The following is a 24462-nucleotide window of genomic DNA, read 5'->3' on the forward strand; positions in this document are numbered from 1 at the left end:
AATATTTTTAGTGTAATATATTAATCGTAATATTGCAATATAAAGTTATCATTATGGGAGCAACCAAGACAGACCATTTTACGGATAAACAGAATAAAATAGCCACTATTGCCAAAGCATTGGGACATCCTGCACGGATTGCTATTATAGAATACCTTTTAAAAGTAAACGCATGTATATGTGGGGATATCGTTAATGAACTTCCGCTGGCACAGGCTACGGTTTCCCAGCATTTAAAAGAATTAAAAAATGCAGGGCTCATCAAAGGAAATATCGAAGGAACTGCAATTTGCTATTGCATTGATGAAAAAACTTTTGAAGTTTTGAACGAATATTTCTCGGGGATTATTTCCACTGTTACTACACAAAAATGCTGCTAATACATTTTTTTGACCTTATCAATCGTAATATTGCAATAAACAAATAAAATAAAAACAATGAAATTATCTGAAATCAAAAACATCTTACCAACATTACATAATGTTGAATTTCAATTGGAAGACGGAACATTTGTACCTGAGCATTTTCATGTTACCGAGGTCGGAACGATAACAAAATCCTTTATTGATTGCGGAGGAACCATAAGAAATGAAAAAGTAGTCAATTTCCAGCTTTGGAATGCCAACGACTATGAACATCGCTTAAAACCCGGAAAGCTTCTCAATATCATCGCACTATCCGAGGAAAAATTAGGAATTGAAGACCATGAAATAGAAGTGGAATATCAGAACATTACCATCGGAAAGTATGATCTGGATTTCAATGGAAAAACCTTTGTCCTTAAAAATAAAACCACAGCCTGCCTGGCTCAGGAAGCTTGTGGGGTTCCACCTGAAAAGAAAAAACTCAAATTATCAGACCTTTCTTCCCAATCAGGTGCTTGCTGTACACCAGAATCAGGATGCTGCTAATCAACTGTCCCATCTTAAAAATAAACAAAAATTATGTATCCATCAGTTTTAGAAACTATAGAAAAATTAAAGGCCTTTGAAATTACCCAGGAAAGAAAAGTCCTGCTACAACCTCTTACAGAATTCATCCAGGCAAAATTCAATGCCGGAAATCCAATAAATCTAAACTTTATTTGTACACACAACTCCAGAAGGAGCCATTTGTCACAGGTCTGGGCACAAGCAGCAGCCGATTTTTTTGCCATTCCAAAAGTAACTTGCTATTCGGGAGGGACGGAAGAAACAGCTGTATTTCCTACGGTTATAGAAACTCTGAAACAACAGGGATTCCAGATCCTGAAAATAGCTGAGAACGGAAATCCTGTTTATTCAATCAGGTATAATGAAGAGTCCCAACCCATTATTGCTTTTTCTAAAAGATATGACAGTGCGTTTAATCCGGCCAACAGTTTTGCAGCAATCATGACTTGTTCTCAGGCAGATGGAGGCTGCCCCTTTATTCCAGGTGCAGAAAAGCGTATCCCCATCACTTTTGAAGATCCTAAAATTTCAGACAATACTCCTGAACAGTCCAAAGTTTATGATGAAAGAAGTCTAGAGATAGGGGCAGAAATGTGGCATGTTTTTTCCCAGGTAAAACAACTCCATTAAGATCAATACTATGCAGCCAAAATTAAAATTCCTGGACAGGTTTCTCACTTTATGGATATTCATTGCTATGATCTCAGGAATTATCCTGGGCAATGTATTTCCCGGAATCCCGGATATGATCACCTCATTATCAGTGGGAACAACCAATATTCCTTTAGCCGTCGGTCTAATCGTAATGATGTATCCGCCATTGGCAAAAGTGGATTATTCCCTTCTTCCTGTAGCATTTAAAGATAAGAAGGTTATCGGTGTTTCACTATTGCTGAACTGGCTGATTGGCCCTGTTTTAATGTTTATATTAGCTGTTTTATTTTTAAGGAATGAACCGGATTATATGGTCGGCCTGATTCTCATAGGATTGGCAAGATGTATTGCAATGGTCCTTGTCTGGAATGACCTTGCAAAAGGTAACCGTGAGTATGCAGCCTTGCTGGTAGCTCTTAACAGCATATTCCAGGTATTCAGCTACAGTTTTATGATTTGGTTATTCATCAATGTCTTACCCGGAAAACTCGGCCTTGCTAATTTTAATATCAGCGTATCCATATCAGAAGTAACAGAAAGTGTTTTGATATATTTGGGCATCCCGTTTTTTGCCGGTTTTCTGAGCCGTTATTTATTTACAAAATTGAAGGGAAAGGAATGGTACCAGAGAAAGTTTATTCCTAAAATATCTCCTTTAACGCTATATGCCTTATTGTTTACCATCATCCTTATGTTCAGCCTTAAGGGGGACAAAATTTTGGAACTCCCTTTAGATACGCTAAAAGTAGCCATTCCGCTTATCGTCTATTTTATAGTGATGTTTATGATGAGTTTCTTTATCAATAAGCTATTGAATATTCCTTACGATAAAAATGCAGCCATCGCATTTACTGCAACAGGAAACAATTTTGAACTTGCCATCGCCGTATCTATCGCCGTGTTCGGAATCCATTCTCCGCAGGCATTTGTTGGTGTGATCGGACCTTTGGTTGAAGTTCCGGTTCTGATACTATTAGTTAAGGTCAGCTTATGGTTAAAAAACTATAGTAACAAGCCATAACCATTTTTGTATGCACTTCAGGGTTGTTGATACCTGAAATAAAACCAGACTTTTTCCTATGACCTATTTTTGGTTATATGAAAAAGTCTTTTTTCCTTAGGTTTGCGTTATCCGTGATTTTATTGATGCACAGTGTTGATTCCATTGTGAGTGGGGATGTTAATAAATTTGGCATCCATTTTTTGAATACCATTGGTTTCAGTCCCTGGGGCTTGTATATCGCGTGGATGGTTAAATTAACCCATCTTTTATCCGTCCCATTTTTGGTTCTGAACAAATATATAAAAGCGGTCGCGATATGCAACATACTGATCTTTATATCAGGGATCTATTATGTCCATGCACAAAACGGCTGGTTTGTGGTAGGAGGGGGTACCAACGGAATTGAATTTAATTTCCTTTTGATCTTTTGTTTTCTGAATCTTATGTTTCCGGAAATTTCCTTTAGAAAGAAAGAAGCAGGTCGTTCATAGACAAAAAGTTTCGCTTCATAGCTTTTCTGCTTTTATATTGGTTTGAAAAATAGTATTTTGTAGTTTTAAATCGACAGCTTGAAAACCAATATCAAATCGAAATTATATACCCATCTGGTTTTTTGGATATTGTATTATATCCTTGAGGCTTATCTTGATTTCTATTGGTCCCGGTATCAGTTTCCGGATTTCAAGTGGCAGATCAGGCTTCAGAACACCCTGACTCTTGAGTTGGGATATTTTTTTGTCAAAGTCCCTCTTGCCTATGCGTTACTCTATGTTTACGAAAAAACAGGCATCAGTAAGCTTCTCAAGTATCTTTTTTCTATTCTCATTGTGATCTTTGCCGTGTTGGGGCATCGGTTTTTTACGCATTATATCATTTATCCTTACATATACGGAGTTACGGAAACCCTTGACGGGAAACAACCTTCGGGGTTTATCAACGGACTTGTTGCTTTCAATTCATTCATGGATCTTATTTTTATGGTCGGATTGGTATTCGGAGTTGAAATTACCCGGCAGAAGAACCTTCTCAAGAACCAGATATCCATGCTGAAATCGGAAAAACTGGATCAGGAACTCACCATGCTGAAAGCCCAGATCAATCCGCATTTTCTGTTCAATACGCTTAATAACATCTACGGAATGGCCCTGAAAAAGGCCGATGAGACCCCAGACGTCATTCTCCAGCTTTCCAAAATCATGCGTTATAATATCTATGAAGCAGCTGAGCGACACATTTCCATTGCAAAAGATATTGAGAACATTAAAGATTTTATTGAAATTCAGAAAATCCGTCACAGGCGGCTTTTTGTTAATTTTAAAGAAGACATCGATAATACGTCGCAGGAAATTTCACCGTTGATACTGATTCAGTTTATTGAAAATGCATTTAAACATGGTGTATCCGAAAGTCTGGGCAATTCATTTATACATATAGATATTCGCCTCAAAAACGGCATCCTCCATTATTCTGTAGAAAACTCCAAAGAACAGATAGCCAGTGATTCTACTAAAATAGGATTAAAAAATATCCGCAGACAACTGGAATTATTGTATCCGGAACATATCCTTTCTGTGGAAGATAAAAATGATCGGTATAACGTTAAACTAACCATTGACCTCAATGATACATTCAGCATCTAAAAAATACAACTGCATTATCGTGGAAGATGAGCCTATTGCAGCTGAAATTCTGGAAAATTTTGTAATCCGGAACGAAGAACTCAACCTTGTTGGAAAATGTGCCGATGCTGTACACGCAAGCAGCCTTTTAAACATTCATAATGTAGATCTTATGTTTCTGGATCTCAACCTTCCCGTTATAAAAGGATTTGATTTTCTGAAAAAATTAAAGAACCCTCCCTTTGTCATTGTAACCACAGCTTATCATCAATATGCGGTAGAAGGGTATGAGCTCGATGTCGTGGATTACCTGATGAAACCCATTCCTTACGATAGGTTTGTTACTGCCATCAGTAAATTCAGATACATTATGGAATCCGAAGAAGCTTTACTGGAAATTGCCGACCGTGATTACATTTTCATTAACAGCGGAAAAAAACAGGTTAAGATCACACTTCAGGACATTTTCTATATTGAAAGTCTGCGCGAATATATTAATATCCATACAAAAGCAGAAACGCTCACCTTTAAAATGCCCATCAGTAAAATTGAAAAAAGCCTACCTTCAAAAATATTCTTCCGTATTCATAAATCCTATATTGTTTCTAAATTAAAAATAGAAGTTAAATCAGCCAATATGATTCAGATAAACGGTAAAAAGCTTCCCATAGGCAGAACGTATAAACCATTTGTTGAATTGTAGCATTCTTTAAGCCTTTATTCTGTAATGGTATTATTTTTCCGGCCTCCAGTTTTAGTAGACGTTATCCAGCTGTTGATATATACATTTCATTAAAATATTCACCAATTATTGAATTTTGACTCATAACAGTTAAAAAAATCAATAATTATGAATTACCGGATAAAGCTTCTCAGCGCAGGTGTCGTCTTTTTTATAGGACACGGGCTTGTTTTTGCACAGGGAAAGCAAGATACCATTAAAACCCAGGATATAGAAGGTGTGGTGGTAACTGCTTTAGGAATAAAGAGAGAAAAAAGATCTTTAGGATATTCTACCCAGGAAGTAAAAGGCGAAGAAATCAATAAAAATCCTACCACCAATTTCATTAATAATCTATCCGGTAAAGTGGCTGGTCTTGAGATCAAGCAGTCTACCAACTTCGGAGGATCAGTCAATGCTGTTTCCAGGGGATATAAATCTATCCTTGGAGATAACCAGGCTTTATTTGTGGTAGATGGAGTTCCCATCATCAACAGGAATATCAATTCCCCGCTTCAGGTTAATGGCTTTGGAGGCTATGATTACGGCAGCCCGGTTTCCGATATCAATCCCAATGATATTGAAACACTCAATGTATTAAAAGGAGCTGCAGCCACCGCATTGTACGGATCCAGGGCACAGAATGGAGCCATAATCATCACAACGAAAAAAGGCAGGAAAAATACCCAGGGGATCGGTCTGGAATACAGTGGAAGCATTTCCGTTTCTACTGTGGATAAGTCAACCTTTCCAAAATATCAGACAGAATATGGGCAGGGATACGATGGAAACATTTTCAATTCTTATCAGGGACATCCGATTTCCTCTTTTTCAGATTCTTCCTATGGAGCGCCATTTGATCCTAACCTTATGGTGTGGCAATATGATGCATTTATTCCCGGTTCACGCAACTTTGGAAAGAGAACACCATGGGTAATGGCCAAAAACGGACCGGTAACTTTTTTTGAGAAAGCGATTAATCAAACCAATAATATCGCACTAAGCGGGGGAAATGACCGTGCTACCTTCAGATTAAGCTATTCCAATATCAATGCAACAGATATTCTTCCCAACTCTTCCCTGATCAAAAATAATTTCGGGGGCAATGCGTCGTATAAAATAACGGATAATCTTACCGCTACAATCTTTGCCAATTATGTAACCCAAAATACCAAAGGCCGGAATTCTACGGGTTACGGGGATAATATTATGGGTAATTTCAGGCAGTGGTGGCCTACCAATGTCGATATTCAATACCAAAAATATCTTTATGAAACATTTAATAAAAACTATACCTGGAACATCCTTTCTCCTGATGATTTACGTCCGGGTTATTGGGATAATCCTTATTTTACACGCTATAAAAATTATCAAAACGATAAAAGGGATCGTTTTGCAGGAAACTTCAGCCTGAGCTATGATCTTTCCAAAAGCATCAATATACTGGGAAGGGTAGGTATCGACGGATATACGATGATCACAGAAGAGCGGAGAGCCAAAGGCTCAATCCCTGCATTCTTTAGTTTTAATCCTATTGAGCAGCCTTCAGGATATGCTATTACCGATTTCCGCTTTACAGAAACCAATTACGACCTTATCGCAACCTACAAAAAGAATATTGGAGAAAATTTTAATATCCAGGCACTGATCGGGGGAAATATCAATGTCCAGTCCAGCTATTCCAATTCCCAGACCACATCCGGAGGATTGTACATCGATGACCTGTACACCATTTCCAATTCTGCAGCAACACCTGCAAAACCCCTGATATCGGATACATCAAAATATGTTTACGGAGCGTTTATCCAGGCTTCCTTAGGATATAAAAACACGTATTACATTGAAGGGACTTTCAGAAGAGACCAATCCAGTTCATTGCCTAAAGGAAAAGAAGCTTACTACTATCCATCCGTTTCAGCCAGCATGGTATTTTCCAATCTGCTGCAACAAAAATGGCTGAGTTTTGGAAAGATAAGGGCTGCCTACGCAGAAGTAGGTTCTGACACCAATGCAGATCAATTGAGAAACAGGTTCATTGTTCAGTCATCCTTTGGAAACAACCCTGTATATTCTTACAATACGGTCTTGCGGAATGCCGACCTGCTTCCGCAAAAGCTTAAAAACCTTGAATTGGGTACCAATATGCAGTTCTTTAAAAACAGAATAGGTTTTGACGTTGCCTGGTTCAGAAATATTGCCTTTGATCAGATTTTACCACTTCCTATTTCTCTTGCCAATGGCTCCGGAAGCAAAATTCAGAATACAGGGGAGCTTACCACCAAAGGATTTGAAGTCTCATTCAATATAAGTCCTTTAAAATTGAACAACTTCAACTGGGATATGAGCATCAACTGGTCCAATCCTAAAACAAAAGTTACCGCCTTAAGAGAAGGGACAGAAAACATTTCAATAGGAACGCTTCCGGGAGGGATTTCTATCAACGCACCACTTAATGAGGAGTATGGAAGCATCTGGGGAGCACATTTTGTGTATGATCCTAATGGAAATAAGATCATAGGAAAAAACGGGGCTTACCTTCACACGGATGATACCAATCACAACCTGGGAAGTTTCCAGGCTGACTTTATTGCCGGACTCAACAATTCTTTTACCTATAAAAATTTTAATGTAAGCTTTCAGATCGATTGGAAAAAGGGAGGAAAGATCTTCTCACTGGACCAATATTTCGGCTATGGAACAGGACTTTATCCCGACTCTGTAGGATTGAATGATTTAGGTAATCCTATAAGAAACACATTACCTAATGGAGGAGGAGTTATATTACCCGGAGTGATGGAGGATCCTAATAATCCGGGACATTATATTCCCAACACGATACGTCTGGATCGTTCCAGATCCAGCCAGATCATTGAAACCGACCCACCTTCTTCTGCCTTTGTTTATGATGCCAGCTTTATAAAGCTCCGCCAGGTATCCGTTTCTTATACTTTCGATAAGAAATCTCTGGGAAATATAGGTATTCAGAGTCTCACATTGGGTGTTGTGGGAAGTAACCTCTGGATCATCCACAAAAATCTTCCTTATTCAGATCCCGAAGCGGGTTTGTCATCAGGAAATATTCAGGGATATCAGTCCGGAGTGATGCCTGCAACCAGAAATTTTGCATTTAACCTGAAAGTTAATTTTTAAAAACTATGAAAATGAAAAATAAAATAATGATAAGCTCTATACTATTTTCGGTATTAATGGGCTGCACATCGGAAGATGTAAATAATGATCCCCATGTCACTTATAATACGATCCCGGAAACTCTTATTACTTATGCAGAAAAGGAACTGAGCGATTATATGAACACTCCCAGTGTGAACGAAAATAATTTTCGCCTTATTATGCAGTATTGGCAGGAAACCGTTTATGTGAATGAAAGCAACTATAATTTTACAGCAAGAAATGTTTCCAATAATGTATGGACCGATAATTATGTAAATGTGCTTAACAGCCTCAATAAAGCTAAGGAACTGATAGAGCAGTACCAGCCTTCCGCTTCCGAAGTGACCAGCTGGCAGGCTAAAAAGCAGAATCAGCTGGCCATTATTGATATTTTATCAGTTTATACATTTCAGACTTTGACAGACACTTATGGAGATATTCCGTACAGCCAGGCTCTCAACAATGAAAAATACCCGCTTCCGGTTTATGACGATGACCAAAAAATTTATGAAAGCATGATTAATCGCCTTATGGCGGACATTAACAGACTGAAGGAAGGAGAAGGGACTTTTGGCTCCGGAGACATTTTGTATGGTGGAGATATCGCAAAATGGAAAAAATTCGGGAACTCGTTACTTCTGAAACTGGGAATCGCTATTTCCGATATTGATGCAAACCTGGCCAGGACAGCAATCAATACAGCGATTTCCGGAGGAGTAATTACGGATCAGTCTCAGAACTGTATTTTCAGATACCTTGCGGAGACACCCAATTTCAGCCCTATATTCGAAAATCTGGCTAATAATGGAAGAAACGATTTTATTGGAGGAAAACCTTTTATAGATTATCTCAATGCTAATTCCGACCAAAGGGTAACCAAGTACTTCAGAGATGTAAACGGAGTTTATCTGGGACAGACCATTGGAGCTCCCGGAAACTTTTTCGCCTTTTCGTCTCCCGGAATCTTTGCTTATGTTCCGGTGACTCCGGGAAACCTGATGACGCATACAGAAGTAACATTTTATCTTGCAGAAGCAGCTGCCCGGTTTGGAATCGGAGGAAATCCGGAGACGCTTTATAAAGATGCTGTCCGGGCCTCATTCCTGGAATGGGAACTTTCTGCCCAGGAGGCTGAAACTTACCTGACAGCCCACCCTTATAACCCCGGCAACTGGAAAAAATCAATCGGAGAACAGGCATGGATTGCTCTATATAATCATCCTGTAGTAGCATGGAATTTTTACCGCAGGCTGGATTATCCCGCTCTTCAGGCTCCTCCTACCGCCATTAACAATGCAGAAGGAAAAGTCCCTGTAAGACTGCAATATCCATCGCTTGAAGCAACTACGAACGGAACCAATTATTCCAAAGCCGCCACCGCTATCGGAGGAGATAAATTAACGACTAAAATCTTCTGGGATATCCATTAAACAGCATTTATAAATTCACACAATCAACTTCATATTAAATTTTTTCAGTTGTGATTTTAGCCTGCATGACTCATGCAGGTTTTTTATTAAAACTTTTATAGACCGGACTCTTGTAGTCGTAGATCATTTTATTTTTTTACACACCAATTGATCATCTTTGAACTGTGAATCAGGGTTGGCAAAAACACTATCATACCTTATTTTTCCAAAGAACATAACAATATATAGGTTAGTATTCACGCTGTGAATCGTTAAGGCTTAATGAGTTTTCAGACTCTTAAGCCTTTTTTTTGTCCTGTAATAATTCATGATCCGTAGAGTAAAAAAACAAAGATGTGAGGCATAAATTGATGTTCGATTAAAAAAAAACATTAATTTTGTATATTATTATGTTTCAACGTAAGTACATATTGATTTTTATTCTATTGGGATTTTTATTCATGCCCAAGCAAATCTATGCATGTGCTGTAAAAATTTCCTTACAAGAGAAATCGCGTTGTGAACTCAATATTTCAAAATCTATTAAAAAAGATCAGTGTAATTCCTGTGGTTCTAAAAAATGTCCAGGAAAATGCAATAATCCTTTATGCAAATGCCCGGCATCCAATTTAAATCCAACTTTACCGGACAGACATGATTTTAGTTTTCTTACAGTAGAAGTCTTTTCTCCTGTTTCTTTTTTAACTTATGAAAGTGCTGTTTCTAAAGGCTTTCAATCCATTTGGTTAATCCCTAAAATAGGCTAGATCCTGTATTTTATAGCCTAAAGTGTGCCTTTTTGTAAGGATACACTTCAATTTCTTTCCATTCAATTTATTAACTGAAACAACAGGAATATTCCTTTTGTTCACAAAATACTCTATACAATGAAATCAATATCAAAAATATGGATAGCATTCAGCTTGCTGTTTTCATTACTAATCTATGCCCAATCTCAAAATATAAAAACAGAAACCGTAAAGATCTATGGGAATTGTGACATCTGTAAAGCGAATATAGAAAAAGCGGGAAACCTAAGAAAAATAGCCACAGTAAGCTGGAACAAAGATACCAAAATGGCTACTTTAACCTACGATCCTCAGAAGACCAGTCAGGACGAAATATTAAAAAGAATAGCTCTGGCAGGGTATGACAGTGAAAAATTTTTAGCTCCTGACAATGCTTATGCAGCATTACCGGAATGTTGTCATTACAAAAGGGATTTAAAACCCGCTTCTCAAAATAAGGCTATGGACATGAATATGAAGACTGACCATATGAACCATGACCAGAAAAAAACGGAAGAAAACGACATGATAGCTACCCAGAATACATCTCAGCTAAAAGCTGTTTTCGATAACTACTTCTCTTTAAAAAATGCACTGGTTAAAACAGATGCCGATAATGCATCAACTAAAGCTTCTGAACTGTCAAAAGCAATTAAAGCAGTGGAAATGAACCAACTTTCAAATGAAGAACATATGGTTTGGATGAAGGTAATGAAGGACCTGATCCTTAATGCAGAAAAGATTTCCTCTGCTAAAGATGTTGCTAAACAAAGAGAAATATTTGCTTTATTATCTAAAAATATGTACGACCTCGCAAAGGTATCCAAACAGGGTAATCCTATATATTATCAGCATTGTCCTATGTATAATAATGGGAAAGGAGCTGATTGGCTGAGCCTGGAAAATGAGATCAAGAACCCTTATTTTGGTTCTCAGATGATAACTTGTGGCAGCACAGTAGAAACACTTGGTAACTAATAAATAATATCAGTTATGGATAATCAATCAGATCATCACGGAATGCAACATAAAAACCATACAGGAATGTATAAACGATTTATCATGATGGCTGTTGCTATGTTTGTTGCCATGTACTTCATTATGTATTCAATGATCGACGGAATACAAAATCTCATTCCCAATATCAATAACTTTTATATGACCTTGCTTATGGTATCCGTCATGTTAATTATTGAATTATTGATCATGAAGGATATGTATAAAAACAAGAAAATCAATGGGATCATCATTGTATTTTCTCTTGCTTTAGGCATTTTTTCCTGGTTCGGAATCAGAGAACAGATTATGGTGGATGATAAAGAATTTGTAAAGGGAATGATTCCTCATCATGCGGCCGCTATTCTTATGTCAGAAAAGACAAAACTTACTGACCCGGAATTGATACAACTCCAAAAAAACATATTGGAAACCCAGGCCAATGAAATCGAACTCATGAAGCGGAAGCTTGAAGAACTCAACAAAAAATAAGGTAAAACTCATATTATAACAATTATGAAATCAAAAAAATTTAATCGTACATATACCATGAAAAATATATTCTTATCAATCAGTGTTGTCTCAATGATGGCAATTACTTTATTCTCCTGTACAAAATCACCGGATAAAAATGCGGAACAACATACAGACCATGCTTCTGCAACAGAAACACAATCAGCTGCCCAATTAGAAAATACCAATACAGCAGAAGAAATCAACAATAAATCAAATGAAAAGACAGCTGTCAAAGACCGTGTTAACAATTTTTCTATAGATCCTTTAATCAAAGATTATTTAATTTTAAAAAATGCACTTGTTGCCGATAACGATCAAGCTGTTGCTACTGCCGGAAAACAGTTATTAGCTACCCTAGAGAAGGTAGATATGAAAACTATCCCTGCAGATAAGCATAAAGCATATATGGAAATTGCAGAAGACGCTAAAGAGAATGCGGAGCATATTGGAGATAATGCAGGAAAAATAGATCACCAAAGGGAACACATGATGTCATTAAGTAATGACATGGCTGATCTTATTGCAACATTTGGAACGACCCAAAAATTGTATCAGGATTACTGCCCGATGTTCAACGATGGAAAAGGTGCCATCTGGATCAGCGAAGCAAAAGAAATTAAAAACCCTTATTACGGTAATAAGATGCTCACTTGTGGTTCCGTAAAAAAGGAATATTAAAATGAAGATAGTACTAAAGATTTTTGCAGCTATTATGCTGCTGGTTTTTATTGCTGTACAATTTTATCAGCCTGCCCGGAATGCAGATAAAAGGCAGGTTTACAAAACCGATTTTATAAAGACCCATAAGACAATGCCCGTTGAAGTAAAAACCCTATTACAGACCTCGTGTTATGATTGTCATAGTAACAATACCAATTATCAGTGGTACGATTACATACAGCCTGCACGAAGTTTAGTAGACAAACACATTAAAGATGCAAAAGAGGATTTGAATTTTAACGAATGGGCCACTTACTCGGGTCGAAAGCAGGAAAGATTAATAAACTCAATTAAAAAACAGATTGAAACTAAAAAAATGCCAATGTCATCCTACACGCTTATGCATAAAGATGCAAAACTGAATGACCGGCAGATAAAGCTGATAACAGATTGGCTGGAAAAGCAAGAATAAGTTTCATATAAAAGAAATATACAATGAATATATCCCAAAATATCTCGTTAAAGGTACTTCTGACAGTATTTATACTCCTGTGCTCGAAGACTATTTTCGCACAAAAAGTCGTCCGTTACGAGCTATATGTAAAAGATACCATAGTTAATTACGCAGGTAAAGAAAAAAGAGCCATTGCAGTAAACGGGCAAATACCGATGCCTACATTGACCTTTACGGAAGGTGACATTGCTGAAATAGTGGTCCACAACCAGTTAAAAGAAAATACTTCACTGCACTGGCACGGAGTCTTTTTACCCAATAAGGAAGATGGTGTGCCTTTTCTCACCCAAAATCCAATAAAACCAGGTGAAACCTACACTTATCGCTTTCCAGTGATTCAAAACGGTACTCACTGGTACCATTCCCATTCAGGAATGCAGGAGCAAATTGGTATGTACGGGAGCCTCATCCTGAAAAAGCGTGAAGAGGATAAAAGATTTAGAAAAGGAATCGACGATTTGCCAACCGTTCCTGTTATTTTAAGTGAATGGACAAACCTTAATCCGGACAATATTCACAGAATGCTTCATAACGCCAATGATTGGGCAGGAATAAAAAAGAATGCAACACAATCTTATGTCGAAGCTATCAAGGAAGGTTATTTTAAAACCAAAATCGCCAATGAATGGAAGCGTATGACAGCAATGGATGTAAGTGATGTGTATTACGATAAAATATTAATGAACGGGAATAACGCTACAGATTTAAAAACCGTTAATGGTAAAACATTAAAAGCCGGCGATAAAGTAAGGTTACGAATATCAAACGGTGGTGCATCATCTTACTTTTGGCTTCGTTATGCAGGAGGAAAAATAACGGTTGTCGCCAACGATGGAAATGACGTTGAACCGGTAGAAGTCGACCGTTTGATCATTGCCGTCTCCGAGACTTATGATGTAGTTGTAACAATTCCTGAAGATGGTGTTTCTTACGAGTTTTTAGCTACTACTGAAGACAGAACCCAGTCAGCCAGTTATTACATTGGAAATGGGATAAAACAGCTTATTTCACCACTTCCAAAATTAAAATATTTTGAAGGAATGAAAATGATGAACGGGATGATGAAAATGAACGGAGACCTGAATGATATGGGCATGAAAATGAGCTTAAACCAAATGGATATGAATGTCGTGATGTATCCTGAAATTACAGGAGAAGCTAAGAAAAAAGGCAAGCAAAAGGAAGAACCCAAAGAAGACCACAGCAAACATACCATGAATATGGATATGGATAATGATCCCAACCGGTATAATGCCAATGCTTTGGGTGACATTAAAACGCTAAACTATGCCATGCTACAATCTCCTTTCGATACCACGCTTCCCAAAGATGCCCCGGTAAAAGAACTCAGGTTTACGCTTACAGGAAATATGAATCGATACGTATGGAGTATGGACAATAAAGTTCTTTCCGAAACAGATAAAATTCCGGTTAAAAAAGGAGAGATCCTGCGTATTACGATTTATAATAATTCCATGATGAGACACCCGATGCACCTGCATGGATTTGATTTCAGGGTGATCAATGGTAAGGGGGAAAAATCTCCTCTGAAAAATGTTCTCGATATTATGCCGATGGAAACCGATACCATCGAATTCCTGGCCAATGAAGAAGGGAACTGGTTCTTCCACTGTCATATCCTTTACCATATGATGTCCGGAATGAACAGGGTATTTGCCGTTGGTGATTATAAGAATCCTTTACTGCCAGACAAGGAAAAAGCCTATATGGCTTTGCAGATGGAAAGCAATATGCCACACTTTATGGCGCAGAATGATTTTGCTACCAATGGTAATGACGGGCAGGCCATGCTGCAGAATGCAAGATGGTCTTTAGGAACGGAATGGCGTCTGGGATACAACAGCATGCACGGTTATGAGGTAGAAACCCATCTGGGCAGGTATATAGGTAAAATGCAGTGGTTTATGCCTTTTATTGGTTTTGACTACCGTTACCGGAAAATGGGAATCGACGAACACGAAACCAATATCTTCGGGCAAAAAAACGAAAAAGATAGCCGTAGGGCATTCAGTTTAGGTTTTATGTACACTTTACCGATGCTGGTTAATTTTCAGGCAGAAGTATATCATGATGGTATTGTGCGTCTGCAGCTCATGCGTGAAGATATTCCGATCTCCAGAAGATTGAGAGGAGACTTCATGGTAAATACCGATAGGGAATATATGGCAGGGCTCAGCTATATCATCAACAAAAATATCAACATCCGAACCCATTATGATAGTGATATGGGCTTTGGAGCAGGTATTACCTTAAATTATTAAAGGTGGCACTTTAAAAACAAAATGGCTCGGGAGCAAAGCTCCCGAGCCATTTTTATTGAATGAATTTATGCCTGAAATCCAGAATATTTTAACCCTTGGGGCATAATTCTTGTACGAATTGAATACACCACAAAAAAAAGTAAATATGGAAAATCAAGAAACCGTAGCAGTCCTTAACGATCTGCTGCACATCAGCAACGACCGGATTGCCGGATTTGAAAAAGTAGAAGGAAAGGTATGGGAGTCTTATCCGGACATCAAAGATGATTACGATAAGATGATCACCCAATCAAAAATCATGAAAAATGAACTGATCAACCTGATTACCGAAAAAGGAGGAACTCCCGAAGATTCACCTTCTGTTGCAGGATCACTTCACAGAATATGGATTGACATTAAAAACTCTTTTCTCGTAGGGGATAAGGTAGAATCTACCCTGGAAAATGTTGCTTTTGGAGAAAAAGCGGCAATAGAGGCCTATCAACAAGCTATCGATAGCGGACACCTCTATGATAAGAGCCTGGAGACCGTAAAAGAACAACTGCACAACATAAAACAGTCCTACGCCCAGTTTAAAAAAATTGAGGATTATAAGAAAAAGGATTAACTTATAAATACTATTCACCAACTCATAAGGACCATGAAAATAGCTACGTATAATGTAAACGGAGTGAATGGGCGGCTGCCTGTTCTGCTTCGCTGGTTACAAGAAGCACAACCGGACGTGGTATGCCTCCAGGAACTGAAGGCGCCACAGGAACGTTTTCCCCTGAAAGAAATAAATGATGCAGGATATAATGCCATCTGGCATGGCCAGAAAAGCTGGAATGGAGTAGCCATACTTTCAAAAGGATATGAAATCACAGAGGTTCAGAGGGCTTTGCCAGGGGATCCGGAAGATATTCAAAGCCGCTATATCGAAGCAATCATTGATCAGATTGTTATTTGTTGTTTGTATCTCCCCAATGGCAATCCTTATCCGGGACCAAAATTCGAATATAAACTGGCATGGATCGATCGCTTGAAAAAAAGAACAGATGAGCTTATAAAAATGGACCTGCCCGCCGTTGTTATTGGTGATTTTAATATTATTCCGACACCATTTGATGTACATAAACCCGAACGATGGGAAAATGATGCATTATATCGGATCGAAGTAAGAAAAGCTTTTGAGAAAATGCTTAAAAAAGGTTGGCTTGATTCTATCAGAACCTTGTTTCCTGAAGAAAAGATCTATACGTTCTGGGATTACCTCTACAAAGCATATGACCGCGATGCCGGAATCAGGCTTGATCATGTTCTGTTGAGCCCTTATCTATCATCCAGGTTAAAATCGGGCGGTGTTGACCGGCATGTTCGTGGCTGGGAAAAGAGCAGTGATCATGCCCCGGTGTGGATAGAATTAGAAAAAGAAGGGAAACAATAACCCTATCTTTCCTGTTATCTTTTATTCCAGGCATATCAATAATAAATCTTTTAATTTTAGTTAAAAGATTTTTCGTAATATTATAGAACGTTTTATAAAATACAAACACATGAAAAATACAAAATTATTACTGGCAGTAATGATCACTGCGACGTTTACCACTACAGGATGGGCTCAGAAAACAACTCCAAAAGTAGCAGGTGGGGATAAAGACCAACACGGGTGCATCGGTTCAGCCGGTTATACCTATTCCGTTCTAAAAGATGATTGCGTAAAGCTTTTTGAAGAAAAGATACAGCTGAGAGAAGCTAATCCTCAGAAATCCTACGTTTCCAATGCTGTAGTTATCTTGAGTAAGGACAAGAAAAAGGCGGAATTGTTCCTTCCTGAATCCAAGGGAAGTATCATTCTCAACAGAACCCTTGAATACTTAAACACATCGGTGTATAAAAGTAAAAAAGGAACGTATAACCTGAATAAAGAAAAGGATAGTTATACACTCAGGAAAGGTAAGAAAATCATTTACAGTATTTAAAAAAATAAAGCCTGCCGGTCAGGCTGTTGATGACCAGAGCCCGTTATTTGTTTATAGCGGGCTCTGATTTTATTTATTTTTCTTTAAGATCTTTTTTAATCTGCTTCTCAGCATTTTCAGCTTTTTTTTCCTGTGCTTCCTTCTCTTTACGCTGCTGCACTCTGGATTTTTTTTCAGCACGCCTTTCCTGGCGTATTACTTTATTCGATTTCGTGTTATACAAAGCATCAACGATTCCTTGTCCGGTTTTACTGAAGATTTTTATTTTAGGTTTGTCATGGGTCCCCGTTACAACTACCGGAAAGCCGATCCATCCTCCCGGAGGAAGACCTATTCTTACCCGCAGATCCAGTAAACCGTTGAAACTTGTTGTTCCACTGATAGAAGGTCTTAGGACAGATACTTTAAAGGTGAATTTATCAACGTGGATCAGGTTATTTTTGATCACGGTTTCGATATTAACTCCTTTCATATCCGGATTATTAAAAGCATTTGCACCAACATTATCACCAATTACCGAAAGCATCTTAAGATTTTTTACCTCTACATCCCGGAGGTTTACAATACCACCCCCTTCAAGGGACGGATAAATAGGCCTCATATTTTTATCAAAATCTCCTTTCAGTTTATAATCAAGAGACACAATCCCTTTTACATTCTTAGCAGCAGTAACCATTTCCCGGACCATATCAATTTCTTTATAAGCCCTTTGTACATCAAAATCCAGTACCTTAAGCGCAATGTCATAATTAGCCGTTAATGGAGATTCGTCCTGATAACGTGCATCAATGTTCATGCGGCTTCCAATGATATCAAAAGAAGTATTTTTAAGATACACCTGACCCGTATTTACAGAAGCCAGACCTTGAAGATGATTGAGATCAAGTCCCCTAAATTCGACTTTTTTAACATGGGCTTCCAAAGAGACATCAAGGTTTTTCGGAATAATTACCACACCGCTGCTTTTAGGATTTTCAACTTTTGCATATTCCACTTCAATCGATTTATCTGCATTATCTCCATCCTTAAGTGCCATGAACTCGTCAATAAGAATATAATTGGAGTTTAATCCAAATTTTCCGTGAAGAGTTCCCTTTCTTTCAATAAAATAGTTGATCGTATTGAGCAGATATCCGTTTAATGCAAAATCCGATTTCCCATAAGTGGCCAAAAACTTTCTGAACCACATTTTCTCATTTTCAAACTGAAAATTTCCTTCTTTGATATAAAATGATTTGGGAAGATACGATGTAGTAGCCTTTATATTTTTAAGAATCAAAGTTCCTTTGTTATCCAGCTTACTGTATTGGCCGGTAGTTGCATAGCTCTGACGTCCGTTCAGGGAAAGATCCGCCATAATAAGTCCGCTTACATCAAATCCTTCTTTTGCAAACACTTTATAGATTCTGCCCACATTCAAAACACCTTTTGCTTTAACTTTATAAAGCAGATCTTCAAAATCATGCAGATCAGCATTAACATAGACAGGATTCCCTTCAAAATCAAAACTAAAAGGATCCAATTTCACTCCGAGGCTTTTAAACGTTCCGTCTGTATTATTAATGTTGGCGATCAGGTTGATATTCTGAATAGGGTTGGGGTAATATTTCGTCTTCAGCCAACCGTCTTTTAAATGAAGATAACCCTCCGTCTTTGGGAATAATTTTTTATCCAGGCTGAAAATCCCGTTTGCCTTGATATTCGTATCCATAAGCCCACGAACATCAATATTCTTCAAACCTAATGCCTGATCAAGAGTCTGAAGATCAACAGCGCCTTTTACATCGGCATTCACCATCATTTCATTAAGTCCTTTCGTTCTTATAACCGCACGGAAATTATTGTTTTTACCCAGATCAAAACTCAGATTCCTGAGATTCAGATTCATCTGTTCCGCATCTAATGAAGGAAGATCTACCATAAGATCCATATTCAGGTTGTTCATAGGAACAGGAGCTTTTCCATTGGAGACAAATCCATCTTTTACCAGCAGTCTGGCATTTAACCTTGGTTTCAGCTTTTTAGGTTCACTGAATCTTCCTTTCAGGCTGAAAAACAGATCGCTGTTTCCTTCAATTTTAGTGTCTTTTGCCCAGTCCAGATATTGCGGCGGCAGTACCGAGATCATATCGCGGATCGTTGTCTTTTCAGATGCAGCATTGATGTCGAGATTATATCCGTCCTTCAAAATACTAAGAGAACCTGTAAATTTTAAGGGCAGATCATTGATCCTTAATTCGTTTTTCCTTAGTACAAAAGTTAATGCATTCGTATTGATCCGCGTAATGAGATCTGCACGCAAACTTTTTTGTTTGGCGTAATAGATTCTATTGAGGGCAAAGTCTACTTTATTGATCTCCAGATCGGTTTGCAGATCAAAAATATCTTTGCTGAATCCGCCTTTACCTGTGTAATTCAAGCCTTTAGCATCTACCAGCACTCTGGCAGAATGATCATTGTATTTGATATTCCAGTTTCTGAATTTGATAAGGTCCAGCTTTATAGATGCTCCTTCTTCTGTACTATCCTTAGGTGTTTGTGAGGGCTTGGAAACATAAACATTATAGTTGGCTTCTCCTTTACTGTTGACGAAAACATTCGCGTTGGCATCCGTTACGTATATTTCATCAATCTTCACCTCACGGTCAAAGATCAGGTTTTTAAGATTGATTCCCAAGGCCACTTCTCTAGCGGCAAGTAGAGTATCTTCCTGAAATGGCTTTGAACCTTTCAGGATAAGCTGATCCACAGAAACCGTTAGCGATGGGAAATGCCTGAAAAAGGAGAGGTGGGTCTTTTTATAATCCAGTTTACCCGCAAGATGTTTATTGGCAAATATTTTTACCTGCTGGGAGATAGTTCCCGGAAACAATATAGGGATGATGAACATCAGAAAAAGAATGGATGCTATAGAAATTCCCAGCCATTTCAAAACTTTCAAAATTATTTTTATAAACTTTTCCATAAAATTGCTATTATAATTTTGATTTCGATATTATTTTCCTCTTATGAGTAAATAATAATTAACAACCATCTAAAATCAAGCCATTCATCATTAAAGCATTGTTTCAAACATGTAAACAAATACTTCACTATAAAAACAACAATACATTAATAAACAAATAATTACAACAATAGATTGCAATCAAATTATAGTTTATATGATCTATGAAAGTTTACAATAATTTTAACAAAAAAGTACCTCTAAGAGGTACTTTTAAATTCTATAAATTCGAAAGAGTTTTAACTCTAAAACAATTTAAGTCCTACAATTCCAACTACGATCAGCAATGCAGACAACAATCTGAAGATATTAGCCGAATCCTGAAAGAATATAACCCCTACCAATAAAGTGCCTACCGCACCGATTCCTGTCCATACCGCATAGGCTGTTCCAATAGGAATGGTTTTCTGTGCATACCACAGCATAGCACCGCTGATCGTCATACAAATGACAGATAGAAAGATCCATCCGAATTTATTGCTATCAGCCTGTTGCGACATTTTGATTCCCAAAGGCCATCCGATTTCAAAAATCCCTGCGATAATTAATGCAATCCAGTTCATAATTTATTATTTTTTCATCTGTTATACTGTTCTCAAAAAGTAGGATTGGAAATACACCAATCCTACCAAACATGATTAAATTAGAATGAACCTTTCCGGCATGAAAGGATAGACTGTACAGATTTTTATTGATTCTTAACCATGTTTGCCAATCATAAAAACTGAAAACTTTGAGTAATGAAGTGTACAGCATTTTTACTTTGTAAAAGTAATAGTAAATACTAGTTTTCAACAGATTAAATAAAGTGATCTGACATAATCCGTAGGTGAAGTGTAGTTTTCAACGGATGAAACGTCACATATATATTTACTGTAGATCTTCCTTTTTTACACAATAGCAGATTTAGGGAGAATAGCTTATCTTTAGGTAAGTATTTTCATTTTTAGCATTACCATGGGAAAATCAACGGAATCACTTGAGGAATTTTACAAACATAAGCTTACGCATCTTTCCCAGAGTCCAGGAAAGGACAGTGGTCTATTCAATATTTTTAGTATTGAAGAAAATATGATTAACGGAACAAGTTCACCAAGCTATATCCGGAGAACCTTTTACAAGATCATGCTTTTTAAAGGGAATAATGTATTCCATTACAGTGACAAAAGCATACCAGTTGAAGGAGATACTTTATTATTCTTTGATCCTAAAATGCCTTATACTTACGATCTTTTGAAACCCGAAAGCAGCGGATGGTTTTGTGTCTTTAAAGAAGAGTTTTTTCAGGATACCCAGCGGATCAACCTCAGGGAACTGCCTTTATTTTCAGGGGCAGACCATCCGGTATTTAAACTCAATTCCGAAGAGTCTGAAGAAATACGTATGATCTTCGAAAAAATCTATAAAGCAAATAATACAGAATACATCTACAAACATGAACTGATCAAAAGCTATATCAGTGAAGTGATCTATCTTGCCATGCAATTCCGTCCCAGTGAAGATATTTCTTTACATTCCGATTCAAATTCGCGCATTACGGCTCTATTCCACGAACTGCTCGACAGAGAGTTCCCGATAGAATCCAAAACAGACCGGTTCGAGTTAAGATCTCCGCGTACAATTGCCGAAAGGCTTTCAATCCATGTCAACTCACTCAACAGAGCTATAAAAACTGTAACAGGCCTTACAACTACGGAACACATTTTTGCTAAGCTCACTGCAGAGGCTAAATCCCTGCTAAAACATACCCAATGGAATATCGCAGAAATAAGCTATGTTCTGGGGTTTGAAGACCAGGCTCACTTTAATAATTTTTTTAAAAAACAAACGGGTATGAATCCATCTGCCTTCAGACAGGTTTGAATCTGACAAAAAATGGTTTTAATATCACAAAGTAAGGCCGGGTAACGGGATCTACCTTTGTAAAAAAAAAGAAATCATGACAGGTACAAAAATCTGGTATATCACCGGAGCTTCAAAGGGGATGGGGTTTGCAGTAGCTCAACAATTATTAATTAAAGGCCATTGCGTTGCCGCTACATCCAGGTCTGTAAGCTCATTAGAACCACTTTTTCAGTATGGAGAAAAATTTCTTCCACTGGAAGTTGACCTTAAAAAAGAGAGTTCTATTGCTCAATCCCTTAAGACAACCTATGAAAAGTTTGGGAGACTGGATGTTGTGGTCAATAATGCCGGGTACGGACTTGGCGGTGCGTTGGAAGAACTTACGTCAGAGGAAATTAATGACAATTTTGAAGTCAACTTTTTTGCTGTCGTTAAAGTTCTTCAGCAGGCTTTACCGTATTTAAGAGATCAGAGATCAGGGCATATTATTAATATTTCATCTATAGCCGGCTTTGCTCCCGGAACAGGCTGGTCGATGTATAGTGCTACAAAATTTGCAGTTAGCGGACTTTCTGAAGCGCTTTCGAATGACCTTAAACCTTTTGGCATCCATGTAACGAATGTACTTCCCGGGTGGTTCCGGACAAATTTTGCCAATACAGATTCCATAGCTTATAATAAAAACAGCATAAAGGATTATGATTACATTCGGGAGGCTCATGAAAGAATGAATACTTTGAACGGAAACCAGCCGGGAGATCCGGATGAAATAGCAGATGTATTTTTAGAAGTAGTTAATAACCCTGCACCAGCTGTCAATTTATTTTTGGGCAGCGATTCTTTCAACAGAGCTCAAAGTAAAATAGAACAGCTTTCCCAGGAAATGAGCAGATGGAAAGATATTTCTTTTTCTACAGATTTTCCCGGATAAAAAACTAAGTTATCAAGACCCTCCATAAACCAGCAAGCTTTTTTATGGAGGTTGTTTTATATAAAACAGGAGCGGACCATTAAAAATTTCTAAATTGCGATCATCAAACAATAACATCCAGTTCTTACAATGCTGACCGATATTATAGCAAAGGATCTCAATATTATCTTCTGTGGAATCAATCCGGGCTTAAAATCTGCGGACGATGGCCACCATTTTTCAGGCAGAAGCAATCGTTTTTGGAAGGTTCTTCATCAATCCGGTTTTACTCCCTACCAGATTGAAGCAGTACATGATACCACGATTCTGGATTTTGGATATGGTCTTACTACGGCTGTAGCAAGACCCACATCGCGGGCAGATGAGCTTTCAAATGAGGAATTCGACCAGTCTCTTGAAATTTTTAAATCTAAAATCACAACTTTCCACCCCAAATATGTGGCTTTCCTGGGGAAGGCAGCCTATCAGGCCTTTTCTGGAAAAAAACAAATCTCATGGGGAAAACAATCCGAGGATTTCTGCGGAGCTAAAGTCTGGATATTACCAAATCCAAGTGGCCTGAACCGTAGCTTTACCTTTGAAGATCTTGTTCACTCTTATTCAGAATTGTATCACGAAATTCAAAAGTAAAAAGTACTTATATAAATTTTTATATTTTATTTGGCTTGCTTACATATTGATTGCCTTTCACAAAAAACCTCCAGGGCAGAAGGGCATCTTCCTGGGCATAAGCAACTCCTACACGTGGAGATGCCACGATATCATCAGGCGAATAACGAATACCATGATCTTCGATCCAGATTTCTTCCCCTGTCAAATCTTTTTTGTTGAATGTGCGGTCAATTCCCAAAGCTTTGGCTGCTGAACCCGGTCCGGAAGAGATCGCTGCTTTTGTAAAAGGCATATTTCTTCTTTGTTCCATAATTTCTTTCCCTACCAATGGTTCGACTGCCCTTACTAATACCGCGTGCGGCTCATCACGTACCGAGCTTACAATATTGAAGAGATGGTGAATTCCATAGCACAGATATACATACGAAACACCTCCTTCATGATACAGTGTTTCTGTTCTGTCTGTACGCCGTCCTCCATAGGCATGGGAAGCCTTGTCAAGAGCACCGAAATAAGCTTCAGTTTCAACAATAATACCTGCCGTCACCTGATCACTGATCTGCGTGAAAAGCACTTTTCCCAAAAGGTTTTGAGCGAGAAATATAACGTCCTGGTTCTGATAATAGGAGAGTGGTAGTTTCAAAACAATGGTTTTAAAATTTAATACAACAAAATTAACGATATAAACAGCAATCTGCTAATCGTCTGTAGATTCTTATTAGATTTGAACTTTAAGATCCTACCTATTCACTAAAATAAAAGTAGTGCATAATAACAAGGTTAGCCATGGAATCTGCACACTGGTTTTTAAAAGAAAATAGCTCTTAGGTTACATCTGCTATAA

At 37.9% G+C, this 24462-nt stretch carries 23 protein-coding genes; 20 read left to right on the forward strand and 3 right to left on the reverse strand.

The window, feature by feature from the left end:
- The first annotated feature begins 53 nt into the window (after nt 1-53).
- The 17 genes from ACNFU2_RS04110 (at nt 54) to ACNFU2_RS04190 (ending at nt 17226) form a co-directional block, all read left to right on the forward strand.
- A complete protein-coding gene (locus tag ACNFU2_RS04110; RefSeq protein ID WP_172282600.1) occupies nt 54-380 on the forward strand; it encodes an ArsR/SmtB family transcription factor in 327 nt (108 codons plus the stop codon).
- 57 nt (nt 381-437) lie between these two features.
- Nucleotides 438-911, forward strand: coding sequence for a DUF6428 family protein (locus tag ACNFU2_RS04115; RefSeq protein WP_418123856.1), 474 nt, complete (start codon nt 438-440; stop codon nt 909-911).
- A 33-nt stretch (nt 912-944) separates the two neighbouring features.
- Complete coding sequence (locus ACNFU2_RS04120) at nt 945-1562, forward strand: protein-tyrosine-phosphatase (RefSeq protein WP_172282596.1); 618 nt, start codon at nt 945-947, stop codon at nt 1560-1562.
- A 10-nt stretch (nt 1563-1572) separates the two neighbouring features.
- The gene (gene arsB / locus ACNFU2_RS04125) at nt 1573-2607 is read left to right on the forward strand and encodes an ACR3 family arsenite efflux transporter (protein ID WP_418123861.1); all 1035 of its coding nucleotides are present in this window, start codon (nt 1573-1575) and stop codon (nt 2605-2607) included.
- Nucleotides 2608-2684: 77 nt separating this feature from the next.
- Nucleotides 2685-3080 (forward strand): DoxX family protein, encoded by a 396-nt coding sequence (locus ACNFU2_RS04130; RefSeq protein ID WP_273648078.1) that lies wholly within the window; start codon nt 2685-2687, stop codon nt 3078-3080.
- A 78-nt stretch (nt 3081-3158) separates the two neighbouring features.
- Nucleotides 3159-4229 carry a sensor histidine kinase gene (locus tag ACNFU2_RS04135; protein WP_418123863.1) on the forward strand — a complete coding sequence of 357 codons (1071 nt, stop codon included), beginning with the start codon at nt 3159-3161 and terminating at the stop codon, nt 4227-4229.
- Nucleotides 4210-4911, forward strand: a complete 702-nt coding sequence (locus ACNFU2_RS04140; protein ID WP_418123865.1) for a LytR/AlgR family response regulator transcription factor — start codon at nt 4210-4212, stop codon at nt 4909-4911. Before ACNFU2_RS04135 ends, ACNFU2_RS04140 begins: the two co-directional genes overlap by 20 nt.
- Before the next feature lie 147 nt (nt 4912-5058).
- Nucleotides 5059-8079 carry a SusC/RagA family TonB-linked outer membrane protein gene (locus ACNFU2_RS04145; RefSeq protein ID WP_418123867.1) on the forward strand — a complete coding sequence of 1007 codons (3021 nt, stop codon included), beginning with the start codon at nt 5059-5061 and terminating at the stop codon, nt 8077-8079.
- Nucleotides 8080-8090: 11 nt separating this feature from the next.
- Nucleotides 8091-9530: a SusD/RagB family nutrient-binding outer membrane lipoprotein gene (locus ACNFU2_RS04150; protein ID WP_418123869.1), complete on the forward strand. Its 1440-nt coding sequence runs from the start codon at nt 8091-8093 to the stop codon at nt 9528-9530.
- Nucleotides 9531-10396: 866 nt separating this feature from the next.
- Nucleotides 10397-11275, forward strand: a complete 879-nt coding sequence (locus tag ACNFU2_RS04155) for a DUF3347 domain-containing protein (RefSeq protein WP_418123871.1) — start codon at nt 10397-10399, stop codon at nt 11273-11275.
- A gap of 15 nt (nt 11276-11290) precedes the next feature.
- Complete coding sequence (locus ACNFU2_RS04160; protein ID WP_172282580.1) at nt 11291-11785, forward strand: DUF305 domain-containing protein; 495 nt, start codon at nt 11291-11293, stop codon at nt 11783-11785.
- A gap of 57 nt (nt 11786-11842) precedes the next feature.
- Nucleotides 11843-12487 carry a DUF3347 domain-containing protein gene (locus tag ACNFU2_RS04165; protein ID WP_418123873.1) on the forward strand — a complete coding sequence of 215 codons (645 nt, stop codon included), beginning with the start codon at nt 11843-11845 and terminating at the stop codon, nt 12485-12487.
- Nucleotide 12488: 1 nt separating this feature from the next.
- A complete protein-coding gene (locus ACNFU2_RS04170; protein WP_172282577.1) occupies nt 12489-12941 on the forward strand; it encodes a heme-binding domain-containing protein in 453 nt (150 codons plus the stop codon).
- 23 nt (nt 12942-12964) lie between these two features.
- On the forward strand, nt 12965-15265 hold the full coding sequence (locus ACNFU2_RS04175; protein ID WP_418123875.1) for a multicopper oxidase domain-containing protein: 2301 nt from the start codon (nt 12965-12967) through the stop codon (nt 15263-15265).
- A 145-nt stretch (nt 15266-15410) separates the two neighbouring features.
- On the forward strand, nt 15411-15872 hold the full coding sequence (locus tag ACNFU2_RS04180) for a PA2169 family four-helix-bundle protein (RefSeq protein ID WP_418123876.1): 462 nt from the start codon (nt 15411-15413) through the stop codon (nt 15870-15872).
- A 33-nt stretch (nt 15873-15905) separates the two neighbouring features.
- A complete protein-coding gene (xth, locus tag ACNFU2_RS04185) occupies nt 15906-16691 on the forward strand; it encodes an exodeoxyribonuclease III (protein ID WP_172282571.1) in 786 nt (261 codons plus the stop codon).
- Between the two features lie 109 nt (nt 16692-16800).
- Nucleotides 16801-17226, forward strand: coding sequence for a hypothetical protein (locus tag ACNFU2_RS04190; RefSeq protein ID WP_172282569.1), 426 nt, complete (start codon nt 16801-16803; stop codon nt 17224-17226).
- 73 nt (nt 17227-17299) lie between these two features.
- On the opposite strand, the gene ACNFU2_RS04195 is transcribed toward ACNFU2_RS04190, so the two are convergent.
- Together ACNFU2_RS04195 and ACNFU2_RS04200 are read right to left on the reverse strand one after the other, a co-directional pair.
- A complete protein-coding gene (locus tag ACNFU2_RS04195; protein WP_418123878.1) occupies nt 17300-20191 on the reverse strand; it encodes an AsmA-like C-terminal region-containing protein in 2892 nt (963 codons plus the stop codon).
- Nucleotides 20192-20475: 284 nt separating this feature from the next.
- Nucleotides 20476-20793, reverse strand: coding sequence for a DMT family transporter (locus ACNFU2_RS04200; RefSeq protein ID WP_418123880.1), 318 nt, complete (start codon nt 20791-20793; stop codon nt 20476-20478).
- A gap of 394 nt (nt 20794-21187) precedes the next feature.
- On the opposite strand from ACNFU2_RS04200, the gene ACNFU2_RS04205 reads away from it, so the two are divergent.
- The 3 genes from ACNFU2_RS04205 (at nt 21188) to mug (ending at nt 23636) form a co-directional block, all read left to right on the forward strand.
- Nucleotides 21188-22093, forward strand: coding sequence for a helix-turn-helix domain-containing protein (locus ACNFU2_RS04205; protein WP_273648091.1), 906 nt, complete (start codon nt 21188-21190; stop codon nt 22091-22093).
- Nucleotides 22094-22169: 76 nt separating this feature from the next.
- The gene (locus tag ACNFU2_RS04210) at nt 22170-23006 is read left to right on the forward strand and encodes an SDR family NAD(P)-dependent oxidoreductase (RefSeq protein ID WP_306612418.1); all 837 of its coding nucleotides are present in this window, start codon (nt 22170-22172) and stop codon (nt 23004-23006) included.
- A gap of 129 nt (nt 23007-23135) precedes the next feature.
- The gene (gene mug, locus ACNFU2_RS04215; RefSeq protein ID WP_273648093.1) at nt 23136-23636 is read left to right on the forward strand and encodes a G/U mismatch-specific DNA glycosylase; all 501 of its coding nucleotides are present in this window, start codon (nt 23136-23138) and stop codon (nt 23634-23636) included.
- Nucleotides 23637-23655: 19 nt separating this feature from the next.
- On the opposite strand, the gene ACNFU2_RS04220 is transcribed toward mug, so the two are convergent.
- Entirely contained in the window at nt 23656-24261 is a 606-nt protein-coding gene (locus tag ACNFU2_RS04220) for a DNA-3-methyladenine glycosylase (RefSeq protein ID WP_273648094.1), read from the reverse strand.
- Nucleotides 24262-24462: the final 201 nt, after the last annotated feature.

The sequence above is a fragment of the Chryseobacterium sp. PTM-20240506 genome, from assembly GCF_048296755.1.
GTDB classification, from domain to species: domain Bacteria; phylum Bacteroidota; class Bacteroidia; order Flavobacteriales; family Weeksellaceae; genus Chryseobacterium; species Chryseobacterium proteolyticum.

What these genes read in the sequence shown, in the direction of transcription:
- ACNFU2_RS04110 (WP_172282600.1), top strand. Translation starts at nt 54, where the DNA reads ATGGGAGCAACCAAGACAGACCATTTTACGGATAAACAGAATAAAATA.
- ACNFU2_RS04115 (WP_418123856.1), top strand. Translation starts at nt 438, where the DNA reads ATGAAATTATCTGAAATCAAAAACATCTTACCAACATTACATAATGTT.
- ACNFU2_RS04120 (WP_172282596.1), top strand. Translation starts at nt 945, where the DNA reads ATGTATCCATCAGTTTTAGAAACTATAGAAAAATTAAAGGCCTTTGAA.
- arsB (WP_418123861.1), top strand. Translation starts at nt 1,573, where the DNA reads ATGCAGCCAAAATTAAAATTCCTGGACAGGTTTCTCACTTTATGGATA.
- ACNFU2_RS04130 (WP_273648078.1), top strand. Translation starts at nt 2,685, where the DNA reads ATGAAAAAGTCTTTTTTCCTTAGGTTTGCGTTATCCGTGATTTTATTG.
- ACNFU2_RS04140 (WP_418123865.1), top strand. Translation starts at nt 4,210, where the DNA reads ATGATACATTCAGCATCTAAAAAATACAACTGCATTATCGTGGAAGAT.
- ACNFU2_RS04145 (WP_418123867.1), top strand. Translation starts at nt 5,059, where the DNA reads ATGAATTACCGGATAAAGCTTCTCAGCGCAGGTGTCGTCTTTTTTATA.
- ACNFU2_RS04150 (WP_418123869.1), top strand. Translation starts at nt 8,091, where the DNA reads ATGAAAAATAAAATAATGATAAGCTCTATACTATTTTCGGTATTAATG.
- ACNFU2_RS04155 (WP_418123871.1), top strand. Translation starts at nt 10,397, where the DNA reads ATGAAATCAATATCAAAAATATGGATAGCATTCAGCTTGCTGTTTTCA.
- ACNFU2_RS04160 (WP_172282580.1), top strand. Translation starts at nt 11,291, where the DNA reads ATGGATAATCAATCAGATCATCACGGAATGCAACATAAAAACCATACA.
- ACNFU2_RS04165 (WP_418123873.1), top strand. Translation starts at nt 11,843, where the DNA reads ATGAAAAATATATTCTTATCAATCAGTGTTGTCTCAATGATGGCAATT.
- ACNFU2_RS04170 (WP_172282577.1), top strand. Translation starts at nt 12,489, where the DNA reads ATGAAGATAGTACTAAAGATTTTTGCAGCTATTATGCTGCTGGTTTTT.
- ACNFU2_RS04175 (WP_418123875.1), top strand. Translation starts at nt 12,965, where the DNA reads ATGAATATATCCCAAAATATCTCGTTAAAGGTACTTCTGACAGTATTT.
- ACNFU2_RS04180 (WP_418123876.1), top strand. Translation starts at nt 15,411, where the DNA reads ATGGAAAATCAAGAAACCGTAGCAGTCCTTAACGATCTGCTGCACATC.
- xth (WP_172282571.1), top strand. Translation starts at nt 15,906, where the DNA reads ATGAAAATAGCTACGTATAATGTAAACGGAGTGAATGGGCGGCTGCCT.
- ACNFU2_RS04190 (WP_172282569.1), top strand. Translation starts at nt 16,801, where the DNA reads ATGAAAAATACAAAATTATTACTGGCAGTAATGATCACTGCGACGTTT.
- ACNFU2_RS04195 (WP_418123878.1), bottom strand. Translation starts at nt 20,191, where the DNA reads ATGGAAAAGTTTATAAAAATAATTTTGAAAGTTTTGAAATGGCTGGGA.
- ACNFU2_RS04200 (WP_418123880.1), bottom strand. Translation starts at nt 20,793, where the DNA reads ATGAACTGGATTGCATTAATTATCGCAGGGATTTTTGAAATCGGATGG.
- ACNFU2_RS04205 (WP_273648091.1), top strand. Translation starts at nt 21,188, where the DNA reads ATGGGAAAATCAACGGAATCACTTGAGGAATTTTACAAACATAAGCTT.
- ACNFU2_RS04210 (WP_306612418.1), top strand. Translation starts at nt 22,170, where the DNA reads ATGACAGGTACAAAAATCTGGTATATCACCGGAGCTTCAAAGGGGATG.
- mug (WP_273648093.1), top strand. Translation starts at nt 23,136, where the DNA reads ATGCTGACCGATATTATAGCAAAGGATCTCAATATTATCTTCTGTGGA.